Here is a 16,915-nt window from a genome sequence, read left to right on the forward strand (position 1 = left end):
AAACTGCGCGACCTTCATTTCGTCAGCAAGATTCGAATAAACCGCTCGCCGTTGGCTTCATCGCTGGCAATCTCCTTTTTTGATCAGCTAAAATACGCTGTCTAACAACGACCTCACACATCGGGGTTTCCGGTAGAATTGCGTGTCACATCGCTGCTGCAAGGCTGCCCCTGCCATTGCCGTTAATCTCACTGCCTTCAATCTTTAATCAAGCCTTCCCTCGAAGCGTGTAGCTGGATGTCGATCCCACCGACCGAATTTTTCAATCGCCTCATCCAGGTTGGATTCACCGACCTGGCAGCATGTCAGCAATTGTCCGCACAGATTCAGGCTGATGTGGGCACGGACACGTCCGCCATTGCCCAGCGTCTGATTCAACAGGGAACATTAACGGCTTATCAAGCCGGCCTGCTGCTGAGCGACAGCCCGATGTCGCTGCGCGTCGGCGACTTCATTTCACGCAATGATCAACCGACGCAACCCTTGGATTATTGGCTTCCCAGCCAGAGCTGCGTGTCGGCCGAAACGCCACAGCCGCGTCACGGATTCCTGATGCGAGTTCCCTTACAGAGCTTGAACGAGAACCTGCGCGGGTGGATCGCAGCCCATAGCCAAATTCATGCCCCTAGCTTGCAAGGTTTTGAACTCTCCGGCGGAGCTCAATCGGCAGATCAAACGGTGATGATTTTCACACCGCTTCCCGATGGTGCCAGTCTATTCAATGTCCTGCAGAACAAGCCACAGCTAAGCGCTCGCAAAACGGTTCGCATCGGAGTGGACATTGCAACGGCTTTACATGCCATGCACCACGATGGGACCGTGGCAATTCCACATGGTGCCGTTTCAGCCGATCACGTCTGGGTGAACGCCAAAGGACATGGTTGCCTGCTCCGCGACCCCTCGTCCCCTGCTCGATCACCGTTGGCTGACTGGTCGACCAGTTGGATCACGCGGATGGAACACCCCGCCTTGCATGCCGCCCCCGAGCTTGCCAACGCTGCCCATCAACCGACTCCCAAGAGCGACATTTATTCGCTCAGCTGCCTGCTGTTCCAAATCTACATCGGACGTGCCCCCTTTTCCGGGAACGACGTCGCCGCGCTGATGCGCAGCCACGCCGAAACCGCGCCACCGGAAATCGAACAAGCAATCAACGCCGGTGCCCAAGGCAATCCAATCTTGCGCGTCCTGGCCTGCGCTATGTCCAAGGACCCCGCTGCACGGTTTGAGTCCGCCGAGGCTTTTTCGGTGGCCTTGCAACGAGCCGGCGAACTGGTCGCGCAGTCTCCGCAATCCGCACCAGCCACTGCACCAACAAGTCCAGCTGCCACCGCAAGCCCGGCAGCGCCGATGCCACCGGCTCCAGCAACGCCAACCCAATCCGCTGCGGCAAGCCAAACGGTGGCAACACCAAGCCCAGCACCGCCAAGCGAAACATCGCCAAGCCCACCAGCAGCAAAGCAAACGGCAGCAGCACCAGCACAAACAACGCCGGCTCCTGCGCCCCGATCCACTGCATCTCAGACGGCCCCTCCTCAAGCGACGGCCAAAACACCGGCCGCAAGCCAGCCTGCACCAGCTGCTCCCGCCAGCACCGCGGCGACTGCGGCTCCCACACCGCCGGCGGCGCCTCCGGTGGCCCCTGCCTCGGCGGCACCCAGCGATGAGGACGACGAACCACAGCGACCGCGTCGCCGCCGTCGCAAACGCTCCAACCGCGTCCCCTTATTGATCGGCATGCTGGCCGTCCCCATGGTGCTGCTCACCGTTGCAGTGATTTTAAATGGTGTTGGCCAGAAAACCGTCGAAGCTCCCAAGCCAACACTCGGCGATTTAAACCGGGTTCCGCCGGTGACCAGAAAACCCGAGAACACGCCGAAGACGAATCCCGTCAACGCATCAGTCAACGGTTTCCAAGTCACCGAAAGTGATCGCCTATTATGGGTGCCACCGTATCCAGCAGACACCAAGCCATCGTCGCTGGCTTTGCTGCCGCCGGGTCCCGCGATGATCATCACTGTCCCTTTATCAGACTGGGTGCAGTCACCGGCAGCGTCACCGCTGCGAACGACCTTTGCCCCAGAACTTGACCGCTGGGTGCAAATGGTTGAAAAGCGTGCCGGCGTCCAGGCATCGGAGATCAAACGTTGCACCGCCGCATTTTACAAAGGCCCCAAAACGGGCTGGCCGGAGGTTGCCTTGGCAATTGAACTGACCGGCCCGAAAGACGCCAAAACACTTTTCGAGACGTGGAAAACCCAGGAAGTCATGTTTGAGGGTGTCACGATGCACGTCGGCGCAGGCGAACGCGCCGACGGCTACTTCGTTGGCGGTGGCGAGAAAGGGAAACCGCCAGCGGATGGCGTCTCTGCCTTTGCGATTGCCCCTGGCAAGCAGATCGAGGAAGTCGCCAAGAACGAAGGTGGCGCCATTCCGCTCGCTCGCAGCTTGCAATCACTTTGGGATAGCAGTTCCCAGGAAGCCAATCTGGTTGCCTTGGTCACACCAAACTTTCTGTTTGCTGACGGCCGTGAAATGCTGGCCAATAGCGTGCCGGAGTTTGTCCCAATTCTCAAGGGCTGGCTGATACCGGATGTTGCTGCCGCCTCGATTTCCATCCACACACAATCGGACACGGTGTACGTTGAACTTCGTGAAGCTGCCAGCGGCACCTCCACCCCAGCGTCGCTACTGGAAAGTCTGCGGAATCAAATCACCACCTGGCCTGACTGGGGTAACCAGTTCATTGTCAGTGCGGTTCCGGATGCCTCGTGGCGATTGCTGGCCAGCAAGTTGCCAGGCATGCTTCAGTTTGTCGGAGACCATACCCGCAGCACCATCATCAACCAACAAGTGGTCGCTTCGTTCTACTTGCCCAGCGACGCTGGAGCACAGGTCGCTCTGGGAACGTTTCTGGCCATGAACACGCCTGCGGGCAGTGTTGCTGCAGCACAACCTGCGGCACCGCAAAAAGCGCTGACGGTGGACGAAATGTTGAATCGCCCGATGAGCATTGCCTTTGTGCAACTCTCGTTACAGTTTGCGATCGATGCGGTCGGCGAAGAGTTCGCCAGCGGACTTCCTGATGGCACCAAGATGCCAAACATGAAAATCATTGGCGGTGATCTGCAGCTAAACGGGATCACTCAAAACCAACAGATCCGCGACTTTGAAGAAAACAACGTGCCGCTGCGAGATGTCTTGACCAAGATCGTTCGGGGAGCCAACCCAGACAAGACCGCGACGGGCCCTGACGACCCCAAACAAGCACTGCTTTGGGTCGTCAATCCCGTTGGCAAACCGCCGGCTGAAACCGAAATTCTGATCACCACACGAGACGCAGCCCAGAAAAAGGGCTACGTCTTGCCGAAGGAATTTCAGCTCAAGGAATAGCAGCGATTAAGCGCTGTGAATCGCACGATTATCGACTGCCAGTGCCGCTTCATGCACAGCTTCTGCGAGCGTCGGGTGAGCATGGCAGGTGCGAGCGATGTCCTCGCTGCTGGCGCCAAATTCCATCGCCGCAGCCGCTTCGGCGATCAAGTCCCCGGCGCGAGCGCCAATGATGTGCACACCCAAGACACGATCGGTCTTGGCGTCCGCGAGAATCTTGACGCGTCCCTCGGGTTCTCCCAGGGTTCGAGCGCGACCATTGGCTCCGAACACTCCGACACCTTTTCGGTAGTCAACACCGTCCGCTTTGAGCTCGTCTTCCATCTTGCCGACACTGGCGATTTCAGGATGGGTATAGACAATCGCTGGAATCACATCGTAATTGCAGTGTGACGCCATGCCCACCATCCGCTCCGCACAGACGATGCCTTCTTCCATGGCTTTGTGAGCCAGCATGGCTCCACCAATGCAGTCACCCACGGCGTAAACGTTCTCGACATTCGTTTCGAAGTTTTCGTTGACGGGGATGAAGCCGCGTTGATCGAGTTCCAATCCAATCGATTCCAAATTCAAATTATCCGTCGCGGGGCGTCGCCCTGTGGCCAGCAGCACGCGATCGCATTCGATCGGATCTGAGTCTTGGACTTCGACTAGGCAACCATCACCTTGAACCTTAGCGGATTTCACAAAGGTCTTGGTATGCACTTTGATGCCTTGACGCTTAAATTGCCGCGCGGCCAAGTTTGCCATTTCGGAATCAATGCCTGGAAAGATTCGATCGCTTGCTTCCAAGACGATGGTTTCGCTTCCCAAGCGATTCCAAACACTGCCGAGTTCCATCCCGATATAGCCACCACCGATCACGACCAGTCGCTTGGGCACTTCGGGGAAACTCAATGCGGTCGTGCTGTTACCGATTCGATCGCCGTCTTCCTCCACCCCTCGCAGCGAAGCCGGCACACTGCCGGTGCAAAGCAGAATCCGATCCGCTTCGATGATCACGGGCTCGTCACCTTGGACTTCCACGGATTGCCCGTCACGCAGTTTGCCACGGCCGCGATATCCGGTGACTTTGTTTTTCTTAAACAGCATGTCAATGCCGCCGGTGAGCGTGTCCACAATCTTCGCTTTGCGATTCATCATCGCCTCAAGATCCAACGACAGTCCGTCAAAGGCCATGCCGTGCTCGGCAAAGCGATGCTGGGCCTCTTCATAAAGATGGCTTGATTCCAACAACGCCTTGCTGGGGATGCATCCCACGCGAAGACACGTGCCGCCAAAACGACTGTTTTCGTCAATGCAAGCCGCATCAAAACCCAACTGTGCAGCACGGATGGCTGCCACGTATCCCGCTGGGCCACCGCCCACCACTACCAATTCATGTCGAACCGTTTTCATTTGTTTCGCTGCTTGGTTTGATCAAGTATTTCGAAGCTGTTGTTCGCTGGAACCCAGTACACTCTGGGCAGCCAAGTCACCGGTTGAGAGCATGTGAATGAATGAAGCCCCGCCTTTGAGCCACACCATGAAGCGTCATCCGCGGCCATGTTCGCCGCCGTCCATCGTTGAGTGGAACGTGTTGAAACGAGCTGTTCAATCACCGGGGCCTCCAGCAAGCCCATGGACTCACCGCGGCACCCCGCAGCCACTTCTCTCATCGCCTGAAACAATCATACCCTCAGGCCAAGAATAAATGACAGGCCCACCGGGTGAACGGTCAGCGACGAATCGTCATTCTCGCGCCACACAGACGCTTTGACCCAAGCAACTGGCGCGACCAGGAAACGGTCATGGCGTTGGCGAACGTCACCAGGGCGGTGGCGATTGGCAACGTGATGTCACCGGTTGATCCACTGCTGGACGATGGATGTGGCTTGATGCAGACATGGCAAACTGTCGCAGCCAATGGAGCTGACAGCCATCCAAGCAGCGGTTGCCACGCGATGGAATTGCCTGCGTCCACCGCCGCGGCCATTGACGTCAGGCGAGGGGCAGACCAGAACTACACCTTCAGCTGGACGTGACAATATCCATCAAATCGCTGCGACGCGTGTTTTTCACGAAGACTTTACGATTTGACGGGATCTATTCTCGGGAGAACTCTGCGAGAATTGCACAGTTCACTACTTGGTGTTTGACTCCGCGCCTCGGCTCACTTCCCCGCCCGTGAAACAGCTCCGCGAAAAACTACCGCTCCTGCGCAAGCTGATTGGTCCTGCATTTGCGACCATCATGTTTGTGCTGGCCATGCGTTTGCTACTCAATGAGTTAAAAAACGTAACGTGGGAGGAATTCCGCCTGGGCATGAGCAACGTCCCCATCGCTCAGATCTTCATGGCCGCTCTGCTGGTGGCGATGAACTATGTGTTGCTGATCGCCTATGACTTGCTGGGCCTGCGTTACATCGCACGTTCCGTTCCCGTTCGCCGCGTCTCGTTGGTGTCCGTTTCCAGTTTTTCACTGGGCAACAATCTGGGCACGATTCTGGCTGCTTCTCCGATCCGGTTTCGATTCTATACACAGTGGGGCCTGTCGCCCGGACATGTCTTGGCCTTGATCTCTGTCATCGGCGTGACCTTCTGGAGCGGCTGGATTTTCATCAGCGGACTGGTGCTCTCCAGCGTGCCCTTGCAGTTGCCAGAAAAAGTCAAGCTGCCGCTCGATTCACAAACGCTGGGATGGGTGCTGATCGGGATCGCCGTGGTTTACATCTGCATCTGCGTGTTTTGGCGAAAGCCATGGCCGATTGGCAAGATGCACCTGCGTCCTCCTCGGCCCGGTTTGATGTTTGCTCAAGCATCGGTCGCCGCCATCGACTTACTGATCTCCGCAACTGCGCTGTACTTGGTCTTGCCCGAAGGCGCGCAAGTTCCGTTCTCGCTGGTGTTGGCGGCGTACTTGGTGGCCATGGGAGCGGCGGTGCTTTCCCAGATTCCCGGCGGCTTAGGAATCTTGGATGTGATTCTGCTGACGCTGCTCAAAGACGCTTCGGAAAACTCCGTCGTTGCATCGATCTTGATCTTTCGCATCCTATATTACTGGCTGCCGCTGATGGTGGGCATGTCGTTATTGGTGGGATACGAAATCATGGGCGGCGTCAAACAAGCGAGCCGGGCGAAAGCCCTGACCAGTGACGTCAGCGATGCCGAAAAGAAGCTGCCCGTTCAGGAACGCCATCCACGGGAAGACGAGGACGACGCGGCAACTGCGGATGATCGCCCTGCCCCCCCTGCAGATTCCAACGACAACCCCAGCCATCAGCCACCTCCCGATGATTGACCCAACGGAACCGGCCTTGGAACGCTTGCCAGCAACCAGCACAGAGCCTTTGTGTTCATGCGAACCATTGCCGGATCGACGCCAAGCGGGCTGAGGGTCTGGAAAACCAAACACGAAGGCGCAGGAATCAAATCTGGTTGCGGGTATACTATCAGGATGATCTGCCACCTGCTGCCAGGGTGGCCAATCCCCTGCCTCCAACTCTGTGTCTGACTTCATGAAGTCACCTCTTTGCTGTCACCAAGCTCAGTCTGCCGAACCGGCGTCGGATTGCCGCACTCGTCAACGCAGCCGCTTCCGACGGTTTCGCAACATGAGCTTGCAAACGGCCATTGGTCTGTTGATGGCCTGCGCCACGTTCTCGCAGACAGCTGTGGCTCAGCAACTGCCAACCGAAGACGGTCCACCGGACTTCAATCGCCAAGTGCGACCGATCCTGGCCAAGCACTGCTATGCCTGCCATGGTATGGACGACAAGACCCGCGAAGCCGATCTGCGACTGGACACGCTGGATGGTTCGCGGCAAGCTATCGAACCCGGCGACCCCGAAGCCAGCGAAGTTTGGTTGCGCGTGATCAGCGACGACGAAGACCTGCGCATGCCACCGGCGGACGCGCACCCAGCGTTAGACCAGAACTCACGGGACATCTTAAAGCGTTGGATTGAGTCCGGTGCTGAGTATGAATTGCACTGGGCGTTACGTCCCACTCGAACCGTCAGTGTCCCCTTAGTCAACGACAAGACCTGGCCACGCGGCCCGATCGATTGCTTTGTTCTCAGTCGTCTGGAAGCTGCAGGTTTGTCGCCAGCGTCACCAGCCGCTCCCACCGCGTTGCTTCGACGCGTCTACATGGATCTCATTGGCGTTCCCCCCACGCCGGAGCAGGCCGACCGTTTCGCTGCCGATCCCAGTGACACACACTACCAGCAGATCGTCGATCACTTGCTTGCCAGCCCTCAGTACGGCGAACGTTTCGCACGGCCATGGCTCGACCTGGCACGTTACAGCGATACCAACGGCTATGAAAAGGATCGTCCGCGAACCATTTGGCCCTACCGAAACTGGGTCATCGATGCGATCAACCAAGACATGCCCTTCGATCAATTTTCGATCGAACAACTTGCCGGTGACATGCTGCCCGATGCGACAGAGCAACAACGTATCGCGACGGGATTTCATCGCAACACGATGCTCAATGAAGAAGGCGGCATCGACCCGCTTGAGTACCGGTTCTATGCGATGGTCGACCGCGTTGCCACCACCGGCACCGTTTGGATGGGACTGACGACCGGCTGCGCCCAATGTCACACTCACAAGTTTGATCCCATCACGCATCATGATTATTACGCGTTGATGGCTTTGATGGATAGCGCGGACGAACCGGAAATGAATGCCGATTCACCACAAGTCATCAGCCAGAGAGAGCAGATCCAAGAACAGATCGCCAACTTGGAAGAGCAGACCATCGAGCAGCTTGATCTGTTAAACGCCAAGACAGACAAACCGTCGGCATCAGCCTATGCCACTTGGAAACACCAGCAGCTTTCCCAAACCATCGCCTGGGCAACCGTTCCGCCCCAATCCATGAAGTCGACGATGCCGCGACTGGAAACGTTGGCCGATGGATCGGTCTTGGCCTCCGGTGATGCGACCAAACGCGATGTGTATACGCTGACGATGCCGCCACTTGCCACAGACGATCCTATCACGGCGATCCGCATTGAAGCCCTCGCACATCCATCGCTACCGTCCAACGGCCCCGGCTTGGCATTCTATGAAGGCCGCCGAGGAGACTTCTTCCTCAGTGAAATCCGCATCACCACCGAACAGGGCTCCGTCGAATTGGATATCGGCAGCACCTCTGTCCCCAATGCAAAGAAAGGCAACGGCAAAACCTTCCCCGGCAATGTGCTGGACGAAAATGGGTCCACCGGCTGGTCCATCCCCGGTGGCAGCGGCCAGAGCCATCGACTGGTGCTGCCGCTCAAGCAGGCCACGCGACTGGATCAACCCTGGACGATTGAATTGCTGTTTGAACGCCATTACGTGGCGGGACTGGGACATTTCCGAATCGATGTGACGGGCGATAAAAACCCGGCGGCCTCTGCCTTGCCAAGCGACCTTCAATTCGAACTCGCCCAAAGCCCGCAACCACTGCCGGCGGACTTGGATCAGCAACTGGCGACACAGTACCTGCGTCTCAGCCCCGCCATGGCCGAGCAACGCAAACCGATCGACCAACTGCGACGAAGACTGCCTGGTGAAACACGCACGCTGGTGATGAAACAACGCCCCGCTGACTTCCATCGCGAAACCATGCTGCGTCATCGTGGTGAATATTTACAAGCCCGTGAAGTGGTTCCACCACGCATTCCCACCATCTTCCAGCGTCCCCATTCAAAGCAACCGAGCGATCGATTGGAACTTGCCCAATGGCTCGTTAGCGATGGCAATCCCTTGGTCGGCCGAGTGACCGCGAATCGCTCCTGGCGTCTCTTCTTTGGATCGGGAATCGTGCAGACTGCGGGTGACTTTGGCACTCAAAGCCTGCCGCCCACTCATCCGGATCTGATGGATTACCTCGACGCACGACTGCGTGATCGTTCGCCCCGTGGTGATGCTTGGTCTCTGAAACGATTGCATCGCGAGATCGTGCTCTCCGCAACCTATCGCCAGGCGGTGGGCTCGCCTCCGGACAGGGATCCCGACAACCAGCTTCTGTCCGTGTTTCCTTATCACCGTTATGACGCCGAACGGATTCGTGACTCGATGTTGCGATCGGCGGGATTGCTCAGCCAGCAGGTCGGTGGCCCAAGCGTTTATCCGCCGCAGCCCAAGGCCGTTGTCGCCTTAGCCTGGGGCAATGCACCCTGGCCAGTGGCCAATGGAGCGAATCGCTATCGTCGCTCGCTGTACACATTCAGCAAACGCACCGCGCCATTCGCCGCGGCAGTGACCTTTGATGCACCATCGGGAGAACAATGTTTGGCTCGGCGTGACAGCAGCACCACGCCCCTGCAAGCATTAACGTTACTGAACGATGCCATGTTCGTGGAAATCGCTGGCAAACTAGCCGAAGACACGCTGCGAGAATGCCGCCATCAAACGCCAAATCCAAGTCCCGAACAAATCGCGAGCACCCTGTTTCGCCGCGTCCTGATTCGCCAGCCGAGCGACGATGAACTGAAGGCGTTCGTTGATTTCTTCCAACAACAGTCCCAGCATCCCAATCCTTGGATGTTGGTTGCTCGTGTGCTCTTGAACACCGACGAGGCCATTACCACGCCATGACCAACATCGACACAACGCTCCAAGACATCACCCGACGCCAGTTGTTTCAAACCTGTGGCGTTGGACTGGGCAAAATCTCCTTGGCATCCATGCTGGCCAGTCAACTGCCTGGTTCTGCACAGGCAGCCGATCAGCCGCTGGCTGACGGCTTGCATCATCCCGCCCGCGCCAAACGTGTGATCTACTTGTTCATGGCCGGGGCGCCTAGCCAATTGGACCTGTTTGATTACAAACCCAAACTGAAGGAACTTGAAGGCAAACCCATCCCTCCCTCAGTCATCGCCGGACAACGTTATGCGTTCATCCAACCTGATGCGGCGGTGCTGGCACCCCGATTCGAGTTTGCCAAACACGGTGAAAGTGGTGTCGAACTGGCTTCCACTCTGCCGCACTTAGCGACCGTCGTTGACGACCTAGCCTTCATCCGCAGCGTGCACACCGATCAGTTCAATCATTCGCCGGCGCAATTATTTGTGAACACGGGCAGCGGCATTCCTGGGCGGCCAGCGATGGGATCATGGCTCAGCTACGGCATTGGCAGCCTCGCCAGCGACCTGCCAGGGTTTGTGGTCATGCATAGCAGCGGAAATGTTTCCGGTGGCGCGGCGATGTGGAGCAATGGATTCTTGCCCGGCCAACACCAAGGCGTCCCCTTTCGATCGAGCGGCGACCCCATCTTACACGTTGCCAACCCCAAAGGCATCGATCGCGACACGCAACAGGCCACCGTTGAACTGCTGGGGAAACTGAACCGCAAACGAGCCAACGCGTTAGGCATCGATGAGGTGAACGCTCGCATCGAATCCTACGAAATGGCGTTTCGCATGCAGTCCCGAGCTCCGGAACTGATGGACCTGAGCCAAGAGTCCGAGGACACATTGAAACTCTACGGCACCAGTGCCAATGACCGTGGTTCCTTCGCCAAGAATTGCCTGCTCGCCCGGAGAATGGCTGAGCGTGGGGTCCGATTCATCCAGCTCTATCACAGTGGCTGGGACCATCACAGCAACGTCGAAGGCGGCGTTAAAGGGCAGTGCAAGCAGACCGATCAAGCCTGCGCCGCGCTGATCAAAGACCTTAAGCAACAGGGCATGCTGGAAGACACCTTGGTCGTCTGGGGTGGAGAATTTGGCAGAACCCCAATGGTCGAAGCCAGCGCCGCGTTGGGCCGATCACTGGGCCGTGACCATCACCCACAAGCCTACACCATGTGGATGGCAGGGGGCGGAATCAAGAACGGCCAAACCATCGGCAAAACCGACGAACTCGGTTTCCATCCTGTCGAACAGCCCGTGCACGTCCATGACATTCAAGCCACCATTTTGCATCAACTGGGCATCAATCACGAACGCTTGACCTTCAGTCATGCGGGGCGCAATTATCGCCTGACCGATGTTCACGGCCATGTTGTCCAAGAGCTGGTGGCCTGATCGAATCAGAGCCATTGCCCCCAGCCACATCACCTCCAGCCATCGTTCGGATTTCGGTTCCCAAAAAGGACTCGCTAGCCTTCGCTGGCGACGCTTCATCGATCCTTCCCACAGTTACACCTCCATGCGCACCCTGTCACACTTCATCATTGCCGTCCTGATCACCTGCTCAGTTGCCAACGTTAGGGCTCAGGCAAATGAGACCGAAACGCCGACCAAACCAAATGTGCTGTTCATTTTCTTGGATGATTTTGGCTGGCGTGATGCAGGCTTCATGGGCAGCGATTTCTACCAGACACCCAACCTGGATGCCTTGGCGGCCAAGGGAATGGTGTTCAACAACGCCTACGCCGGGGCGGCCAACTGTGCTCCGTCTCGAGCCTGCTTGTTGTCTGGTCAGTATTCACCTCGACATGAAATCTACAACGTGGGAACCACTCGCCGAGGCAAGAAACAGCATGGCAAACTGATGCACGTCCCGGGCACCGACACGTTGCGCAAAGACATCAAAACATGGGCTCATTGCGTTCACGAAGCTGGCTACCGGACGGGAACGATTGGCAAGTGGCATCTCAGCAACGACCCGCTGCCTTATGGATTTGACTTTAACTTCGCCGGCACTCACAGTGGCAGCCCACCGCGAGGATACTATCCGCCGCACGGCAACATTGCTGAACTCAAGGACGCTCCCAAGGACGAATACCTGACCAATCGTCTGACCGACGAAGCGATTGGATTCATCGAACGCAACCAACAGCAACCTTGGTTCCTGTACCTCACCCACTTTGCCGTTCACACACCGATCCAAGGTGAACCAGAACTGGTCCGCAAGTACCAAAACTTGCCGCCCGGCAAACTGCACCAACATCCCGTGATGGCAGCCATGATCGAAAGCATGGACCGAGGCGTTGGCAAGATCACTGCCGCTCTGGATCGCCTTGATTTGGCCGACAACACGATCATTGTCTTCACCAGCGACAATGGTGGTTATGGCCCCGCGACCTCGATGGCACCCCTGAAAGGATACAAAGGCACCTATTACGAAGGTGGCATTCGTGAGCCCATGTTCGTGGTCTGGCCGGGCGTCACCAAGCCTGGGACGACCTGCGACTGGCCTGTGATCAATGTTGATCTGTTGCCAACGTTTTGCTCCATGACGGGCGCTCAGTTACCGAATCAGGCGATCGACGGCGTCAGTCTTACACCCCTGCTAACAGGACAGGCGTCCAGCGACATGCAGGATCGATCGATCTACTGGCACTTCCCGGCTTACCTGCAAAGTTATGCTCGAACCGATCAACAGCGCGATCCGCTGTTTCGCAGCCGGCCCTGCACCGTGATGCGATCGGGAAAATGGAAACTGCACGAATACTTTGAAGACGGCGACTTGGAACTTTATGATCTGGAAGCCGATGCAGGTGAACAGAACAACCTTGTCAGCACACAGCCCGACGTCGCCAAGCGTCTTCATGATGAGATGCAAGCTTGGCGCCGAGCGACCAACGCGCCGGTTCCCAGCACACCGAATCCGAACTACGACGCGAATAGCGAAGCAGCGGCGATCAACAAACTGGGACGGAATAAAACCAGCAAAAAATAGCTCTGCTAGCATGAGCCACTTGGGCGATTGCCACCGCAACGTTTCTCTATCGTGCTAGCAAGCGGTTGGGTTAGCGACTGGCAACCAGGATTTGTCCCACAAACAACCAGACCAAGGTAAAAAGCAGGCCCAAAGAGGCATGTAGAATTTCAAAATGCATCGGCGTGTTTCCTTTCCATCGCGATTTGATGTGAAATGCCCGATCCATGGCCTTCGTTGTTTGGTGTGTTTTGGGTTGCGTTGAAAGAGCTTGATCCAGACGATTCCCATTTCGCTCTTTGTCGCGGGCCAACACAGACGGTCACTAGCCCACACACACGTGGTCTTCATGACCAACGGCAAGTTCATTCTTTACTGTAGTTAAAACCAGGCAACTGGATTTTTGTGCTCAGGGCTCACATGGCCGCTTGCATCGCGGGTGATCTGCTCTGGTCAAAGCTTGACCGCTAGCGAAAGAAATCCGATTAGCGAAACGGCGACGGGTCGGTCGCCTTTGCATGTCACCGCCCCCGGGTGATCGGCTATCTGTAGCGCTTGCTCCGGTTACTACGAAGGGTCGGGGTATGCCGAATCGCAGCGCGTCGATCTGGCTCATGACTGGCGCAGCGCTGACCGAAAGGAAGCGATAGATCTGGTTCTGCGCTGCGAGTGAGATTGGAAAGCAACACGCTTCCGATTGTGCAGCGTTTCAGCAGAACCAGCGGCAGCGGCTTTCCAAACGAACAGGACCCCCATCTGGCTATGTCGGCATCGGTTACCCAAGCTCAGCAGCAACCCCAAGAGATTGCCTTGAACGTGTCAGCGATTCTGCTGACGGCGTTAGCGGTGTTTCTAACCATTGCGTTGCTGACCCAGAGCCCTGCTGATCCGATTTCCGAACCGATCTGGCCACTGGGCGCGTTGTACACTCCGGACCAATTGGTTTACCCCACCGCGGGACACATTTCCAACGCCTGTGGTTACTGGGGTGCACTGAGTTCATCGTGGATGATGTCAAGCCTGGGGCTCAGTTCCTTTGCAGTCATTGCCACCGCGTTGACGGTGGCGTTCAAGATCTTTTTTCGCAAGCCGGTTCAGGCAGTTTTCATGAGGTCGATCGGGGCCTGCATCGCGCTGGTCGCGCTCGCCTCGGCGCTGGCCTTGCTGCCGATCCAAACCGCCAACACACCACTGGTTGGTGCGGGCGGAGTGCTCGGTGGGATGACCTCTGCGTGGCTGCTGGAGCACTTCAACGTCAGCGGTGCTTGGATTTTGACATTGACCATGGCCGTCGTTGGTGTGCTGCTGACGACGGATTACGCCGTGCTGGCGATGGGACGCAAGTTCGCTCAGCGCACCCGAGCATCGCGGCAAGGAATGGCCAACGCAGCGAAAACCATCGTGCTGCGCCGACGCAATCGAAAACCCTTCGACAACGAAGCCGGTCCGTTCGGGGACCAAGCAGCATCGGATGAAGCCACCGCCGAATCCGAACCCGAATCCGACGAAGATTCCGGAGCGCTGCGCATCAAGTTCCCCGGAAAACGAAGCTCGCAAAATGACGACGGCCAGGAAGCGACCGGCGAGCCGCTGGAAACCGACGACGACTACCAAGAACACTCCGCCAGCGACGAAGATGACTATGCCATCGAAGCTGGCACAACACGCGATGTAAGCGTTGAAGGCGAGGACGTCTCGCTGCGTCAAGAAGACGGCCATGACGTTCCCGAACCGAAGGTACGCGTTCCCAAACGCAAAACGAAACAAGCCGCCAAAGAAGAGGAACTCAACAACCTGTACGATGAGGTCATTGAAGAGGCTCCGTTTGGCAGCGAAAACTACCACCTGCCCTCGTTGCACTTACTAAACGGCAGTGATGAAGTTGACTACGAAGAACAACTGACCGAAGTGCGTCGCAAAGCCAAAGTGCTTGAGTCGACCTTTGCCGATTTTGGGTTTAACATTCGCGTGGTTGAAATTGAAACCGGGCCTGTGATTGCGCAGTACGAAATTGAACTCGAAGCGGGCCTACGACTGAGCAAGATCACCGGCCTCTCCGATGACCTGGCGATCGCCCTGCGCGTGCCCAGTGTGCGGATCGTCGCTCCGATCCCTGGCAAGAATACCGTTGGCATCGAAGTTCCCAACGAGAAACGCCAAGCGGTTCGCCTGCGGGACGTCATGGAAGAAGCCGATTCGGCATCCAATGGCATGAACATTCCGGTCTTCCTGGGCAAGGATGTCTCCGGCAATCCCATGGTGGTTGACCTTGCCAAAATGCCTCACCTCTTGATCGCAGGTCGAACCGGGACAGGTAAAAGTGTTTGTTTGAATGCCATCATCGCGTCCATCTTGATGACCTGTCGACCGGATCAAGTCCGCATGTTGATGATTGACCCCAAGATGGTTGAGCTCAGCGGCTATGGAAAGCTTCCGCACCTGATGCACCCCGTGATCACGGACATGCGAAAAGCGGAAGCCATTTTGGCCTGGGCCGTTGAAAAGATGGAAGAGCGTTATTCGCTGCTGGCCAGTGTCGGCGTCCGACACATCAATAGCTATAACAACTTGAGCCGTGATGAACTCAAGCGACGTCTCGATATCGATGCCGAAGCGGATGACTCATCGATTCCAGAGAGCCTGCCATTCATTGTGATTGTCGCCGACGAGATGGCTGACTTGATGATGACCGCCGGCAAAGACGTGGAACAGCACATCATTCGTCTGGCTCAAAAGAGTCGCGCGGTGGGCATTCACTTGATCTTGGCCACACAGAAACCAACCGTCGACGTGATCACCGGCTTGATTAAGAGTAACTTGCCCGCGCGACTTAGCTTCCAAGTCGCGAGTAAGACCGACAGCCGCGTGGTGCTTGACGAAAACGGTGCCGACAAGCTGCTCGGTAGCGGTGACATGCTCTTCCTGTGGCCGGGCACCAGCACCTTGATTCGGGGACAAGGTACGTTCCTCTCGGATGAGGAAATCGAATCGGTTTGCGATCACTGCAGCGTGGGTGAACAGCACTTCGTCGGCGAACTGATCAATTTGAAAGTCAGTGACCCCGAAGGCGACGGCAGCGCAGCCAGCTCCAGCGAGAAACGCCCTGACATCTACGAGAGCGCTGTCGAAGTGATCATTCGCGAAGGCCGTGGATCCTGCTCACTGCTGCAACGCCATCTGGGAATCGGTTACGGTCGAGCCGCCAAGCTGATCGACTATATGGCTGAAGATGGAATCGTCGGCCAGTACAACGGCAGCAAAGCTCGCGAAGTCCTTCTTTCAATGAGCCAGTGGGAGGAAATGCAGGGCATTGAATCCGATGACGATGAGGAAGAGGATGACGAGCCACAAGCCATCGTGCCCAGACGGACCGAAACCACGCACGGCATGAAACCCACCGCAACGCCGACGAATTCGCCTGCTGAATCGCTGACGCCCCCTGACTCTGCCGTCTTGACGGTCACTGCACAAGACGATGACGAAGTCGACGACAGTGACCACCATGACGCTGGCAAAGCAGGCTACCAGAACAGCAGCTACCAGAACAGCAGCTACCCGTCCGACGAAGAGGACCTCTACGAGGACATCGAGTACGCCGACGAAACGGAGTACGCGGACACCGAAGAAGAAGTCTAGCCAGCCAGCCAGCCAAATTGAGCTCTCCAACGGGCCTCTCAATGGGCCTCTCCAACGGGGCACAGCCGGTGATTTTCTGTTTCACGGCTCTGTTTCACGCCCTTGCCGTGCCCAGCCCGATGATTCTGTTGGTTTCAACTTGTGATCCATGAGTGAAAATGTTTAGGATCGGCGAAATTGTCGGCGTCGCGGAAAGATTGTCCGCTGTGATTGCGCGCCGACTGGCCACCTTCCGATTGACTTTCCTCCCAGATTCAGTTGTCCGGCACGGAAGCCTTTACAGAATCACTGACACAAGCCGCTGAA

Annotated in this window: 8 protein-coding genes; 7 read left to right on the forward strand and 1 reads right to left on the reverse strand. The window is 57.0% G+C overall.

All coding sequences use genetic code 11. The features are described 5' to 3' along the window. Positions 1-237: 237 nt before the first annotated feature. Positions 238-3,393, forward strand: a complete 3,156-nt coding sequence (locus SV7mr_RS21030) for a protein kinase (RefSeq protein ID WP_145276392.1) — start codon at positions 238-240, stop codon at positions 3,391-3,393. Between the two features lie 6 nt (positions 3,394-3,399). Here the strand turns inward: SV7mr_RS21030 and lpdA are convergent, their stop codons facing one another. Continuing rightward, the gene (gene lpdA, locus SV7mr_RS21035; RefSeq protein WP_145276394.1) at positions 3,400-4,791 is read right to left on the reverse strand and encodes a dihydrolipoyl dehydrogenase; all 1,392 of its coding nucleotides are present in this window, start codon (positions 4,789-4,791) and stop codon (positions 3,400-3,402) included. A 392-nt stretch (positions 4,792-5,183) separates the two neighbouring features. Here lpdA and SV7mr_RS21040 point away from each other — a divergent pair, with 392 nt between their 5' ends. The 6 genes from SV7mr_RS21040 to SV7mr_RS21065 all read left to right on the forward strand — a co-directional run bounded on the left by SV7mr_RS21040 (position 5,184) and on the right by SV7mr_RS21065 (position 16,609). Then, positions 5,184-5,417 carry a hypothetical protein gene (locus SV7mr_RS21040; protein ID WP_145276396.1) on the forward strand — a complete coding sequence of 78 codons (234 nt, stop codon included), beginning with the start codon at positions 5,184-5,186 and terminating at the stop codon, positions 5,415-5,417. A gap of 142 nt (positions 5,418-5,559) precedes the next feature. Continuing rightward, positions 5,560-6,672: a putative bifunctional lysylphosphatidylglycerol flippase/synthetase gene (locus SV7mr_RS21045; protein WP_419187714.1), complete on the forward strand. Its 1,113-nt coding sequence runs from the start codon at positions 5,560-5,562 to the stop codon at positions 6,670-6,672. A 313-nt stretch (positions 6,673-6,985) separates the two neighbouring features. Next, positions 6,986-9,964 (forward strand): PSD1 and planctomycete cytochrome C domain-containing protein, encoded by a 2,979-nt coding sequence (locus tag SV7mr_RS21050; protein ID WP_419187715.1) that lies wholly within the window; start codon positions 6,986-6,988, stop codon positions 9,962-9,964. Then, positions 9,961-11,394, forward strand: coding sequence for a DUF1501 domain-containing protein (locus SV7mr_RS21055; protein WP_145276400.1), 1,434 nt, complete (start codon positions 9,961-9,963; stop codon positions 11,392-11,394). The genes SV7mr_RS21050 and SV7mr_RS21055 overlap by 4 nt, the downstream gene beginning before the upstream one ends. Beyond that, positions 11,357-12,994 carry a sulfatase gene (locus tag SV7mr_RS21060; RefSeq protein ID WP_419187716.1) on the forward strand — a complete coding sequence of 546 codons (1,638 nt, stop codon included), beginning with the start codon at positions 11,357-11,359 and terminating at the stop codon, positions 12,992-12,994. Before SV7mr_RS21055 ends, SV7mr_RS21060 begins: the two co-directional genes overlap by 38 nt. A gap of 741 nt (positions 12,995-13,735) precedes the next feature. Beyond that, a complete protein-coding gene (locus tag SV7mr_RS21065) occupies positions 13,736-16,609 on the forward strand; it encodes an FtsK/SpoIIIE family DNA translocase (RefSeq protein ID WP_145276402.1) in 2,874 nt (957 codons plus the stop codon). The last annotated feature ends 306 nt before the right edge of the window (positions 16,610-16,915 follow it).

It is taken from the genome of Stieleria bergensis, from assembly GCA_007745635.1.
GTDB classification, from domain to species: Bacteria; Planctomycetota; Planctomycetia; order Pirellulales; family Pirellulaceae; genus Stieleria; species Stieleria bergensis.

Coding starts and splice junctions, on each gene's coding strand:
- SV7mr_RS21060 (WP_419187716.1), top strand. CDS start 11,357: ATGTTCACGGCCATGTTGTCCAAGAGCTGGTGGCCTGATCGAATCAGA.
- SV7mr_RS21040 (WP_145276396.1), top strand. CDS start 5,184: ATGGCGTTGGCGAACGTCACCAGGGCGGTGGCGATTGGCAACGTGATG.
- SV7mr_RS21055 (WP_145276400.1), top strand. CDS start 9,961: ATGACCAACATCGACACAACGCTCCAAGACATCACCCGACGCCAGTTG.
- lpdA (WP_145276394.1), bottom strand. CDS start 4,791: ATGAAAACGGTTCGACATGAATTGGTAGTGGTGGGCGGTGGCCCAGCG.
- SV7mr_RS21065 (WP_145276402.1), top strand. CDS start 13,736: ATGTCGGCATCGGTTACCCAAGCTCAGCAGCAACCCCAAGAGATTGCC.
- SV7mr_RS21050 (WP_419187715.1), top strand. CDS start 6,986: ATGAGCTTGCAAACGGCCATTGGTCTGTTGATGGCCTGCGCCACGTTC.
- SV7mr_RS21030 (WP_145276392.1), top strand. CDS start 238: ATGTCGATCCCACCGACCGAATTTTTCAATCGCCTCATCCAGGTTGGA.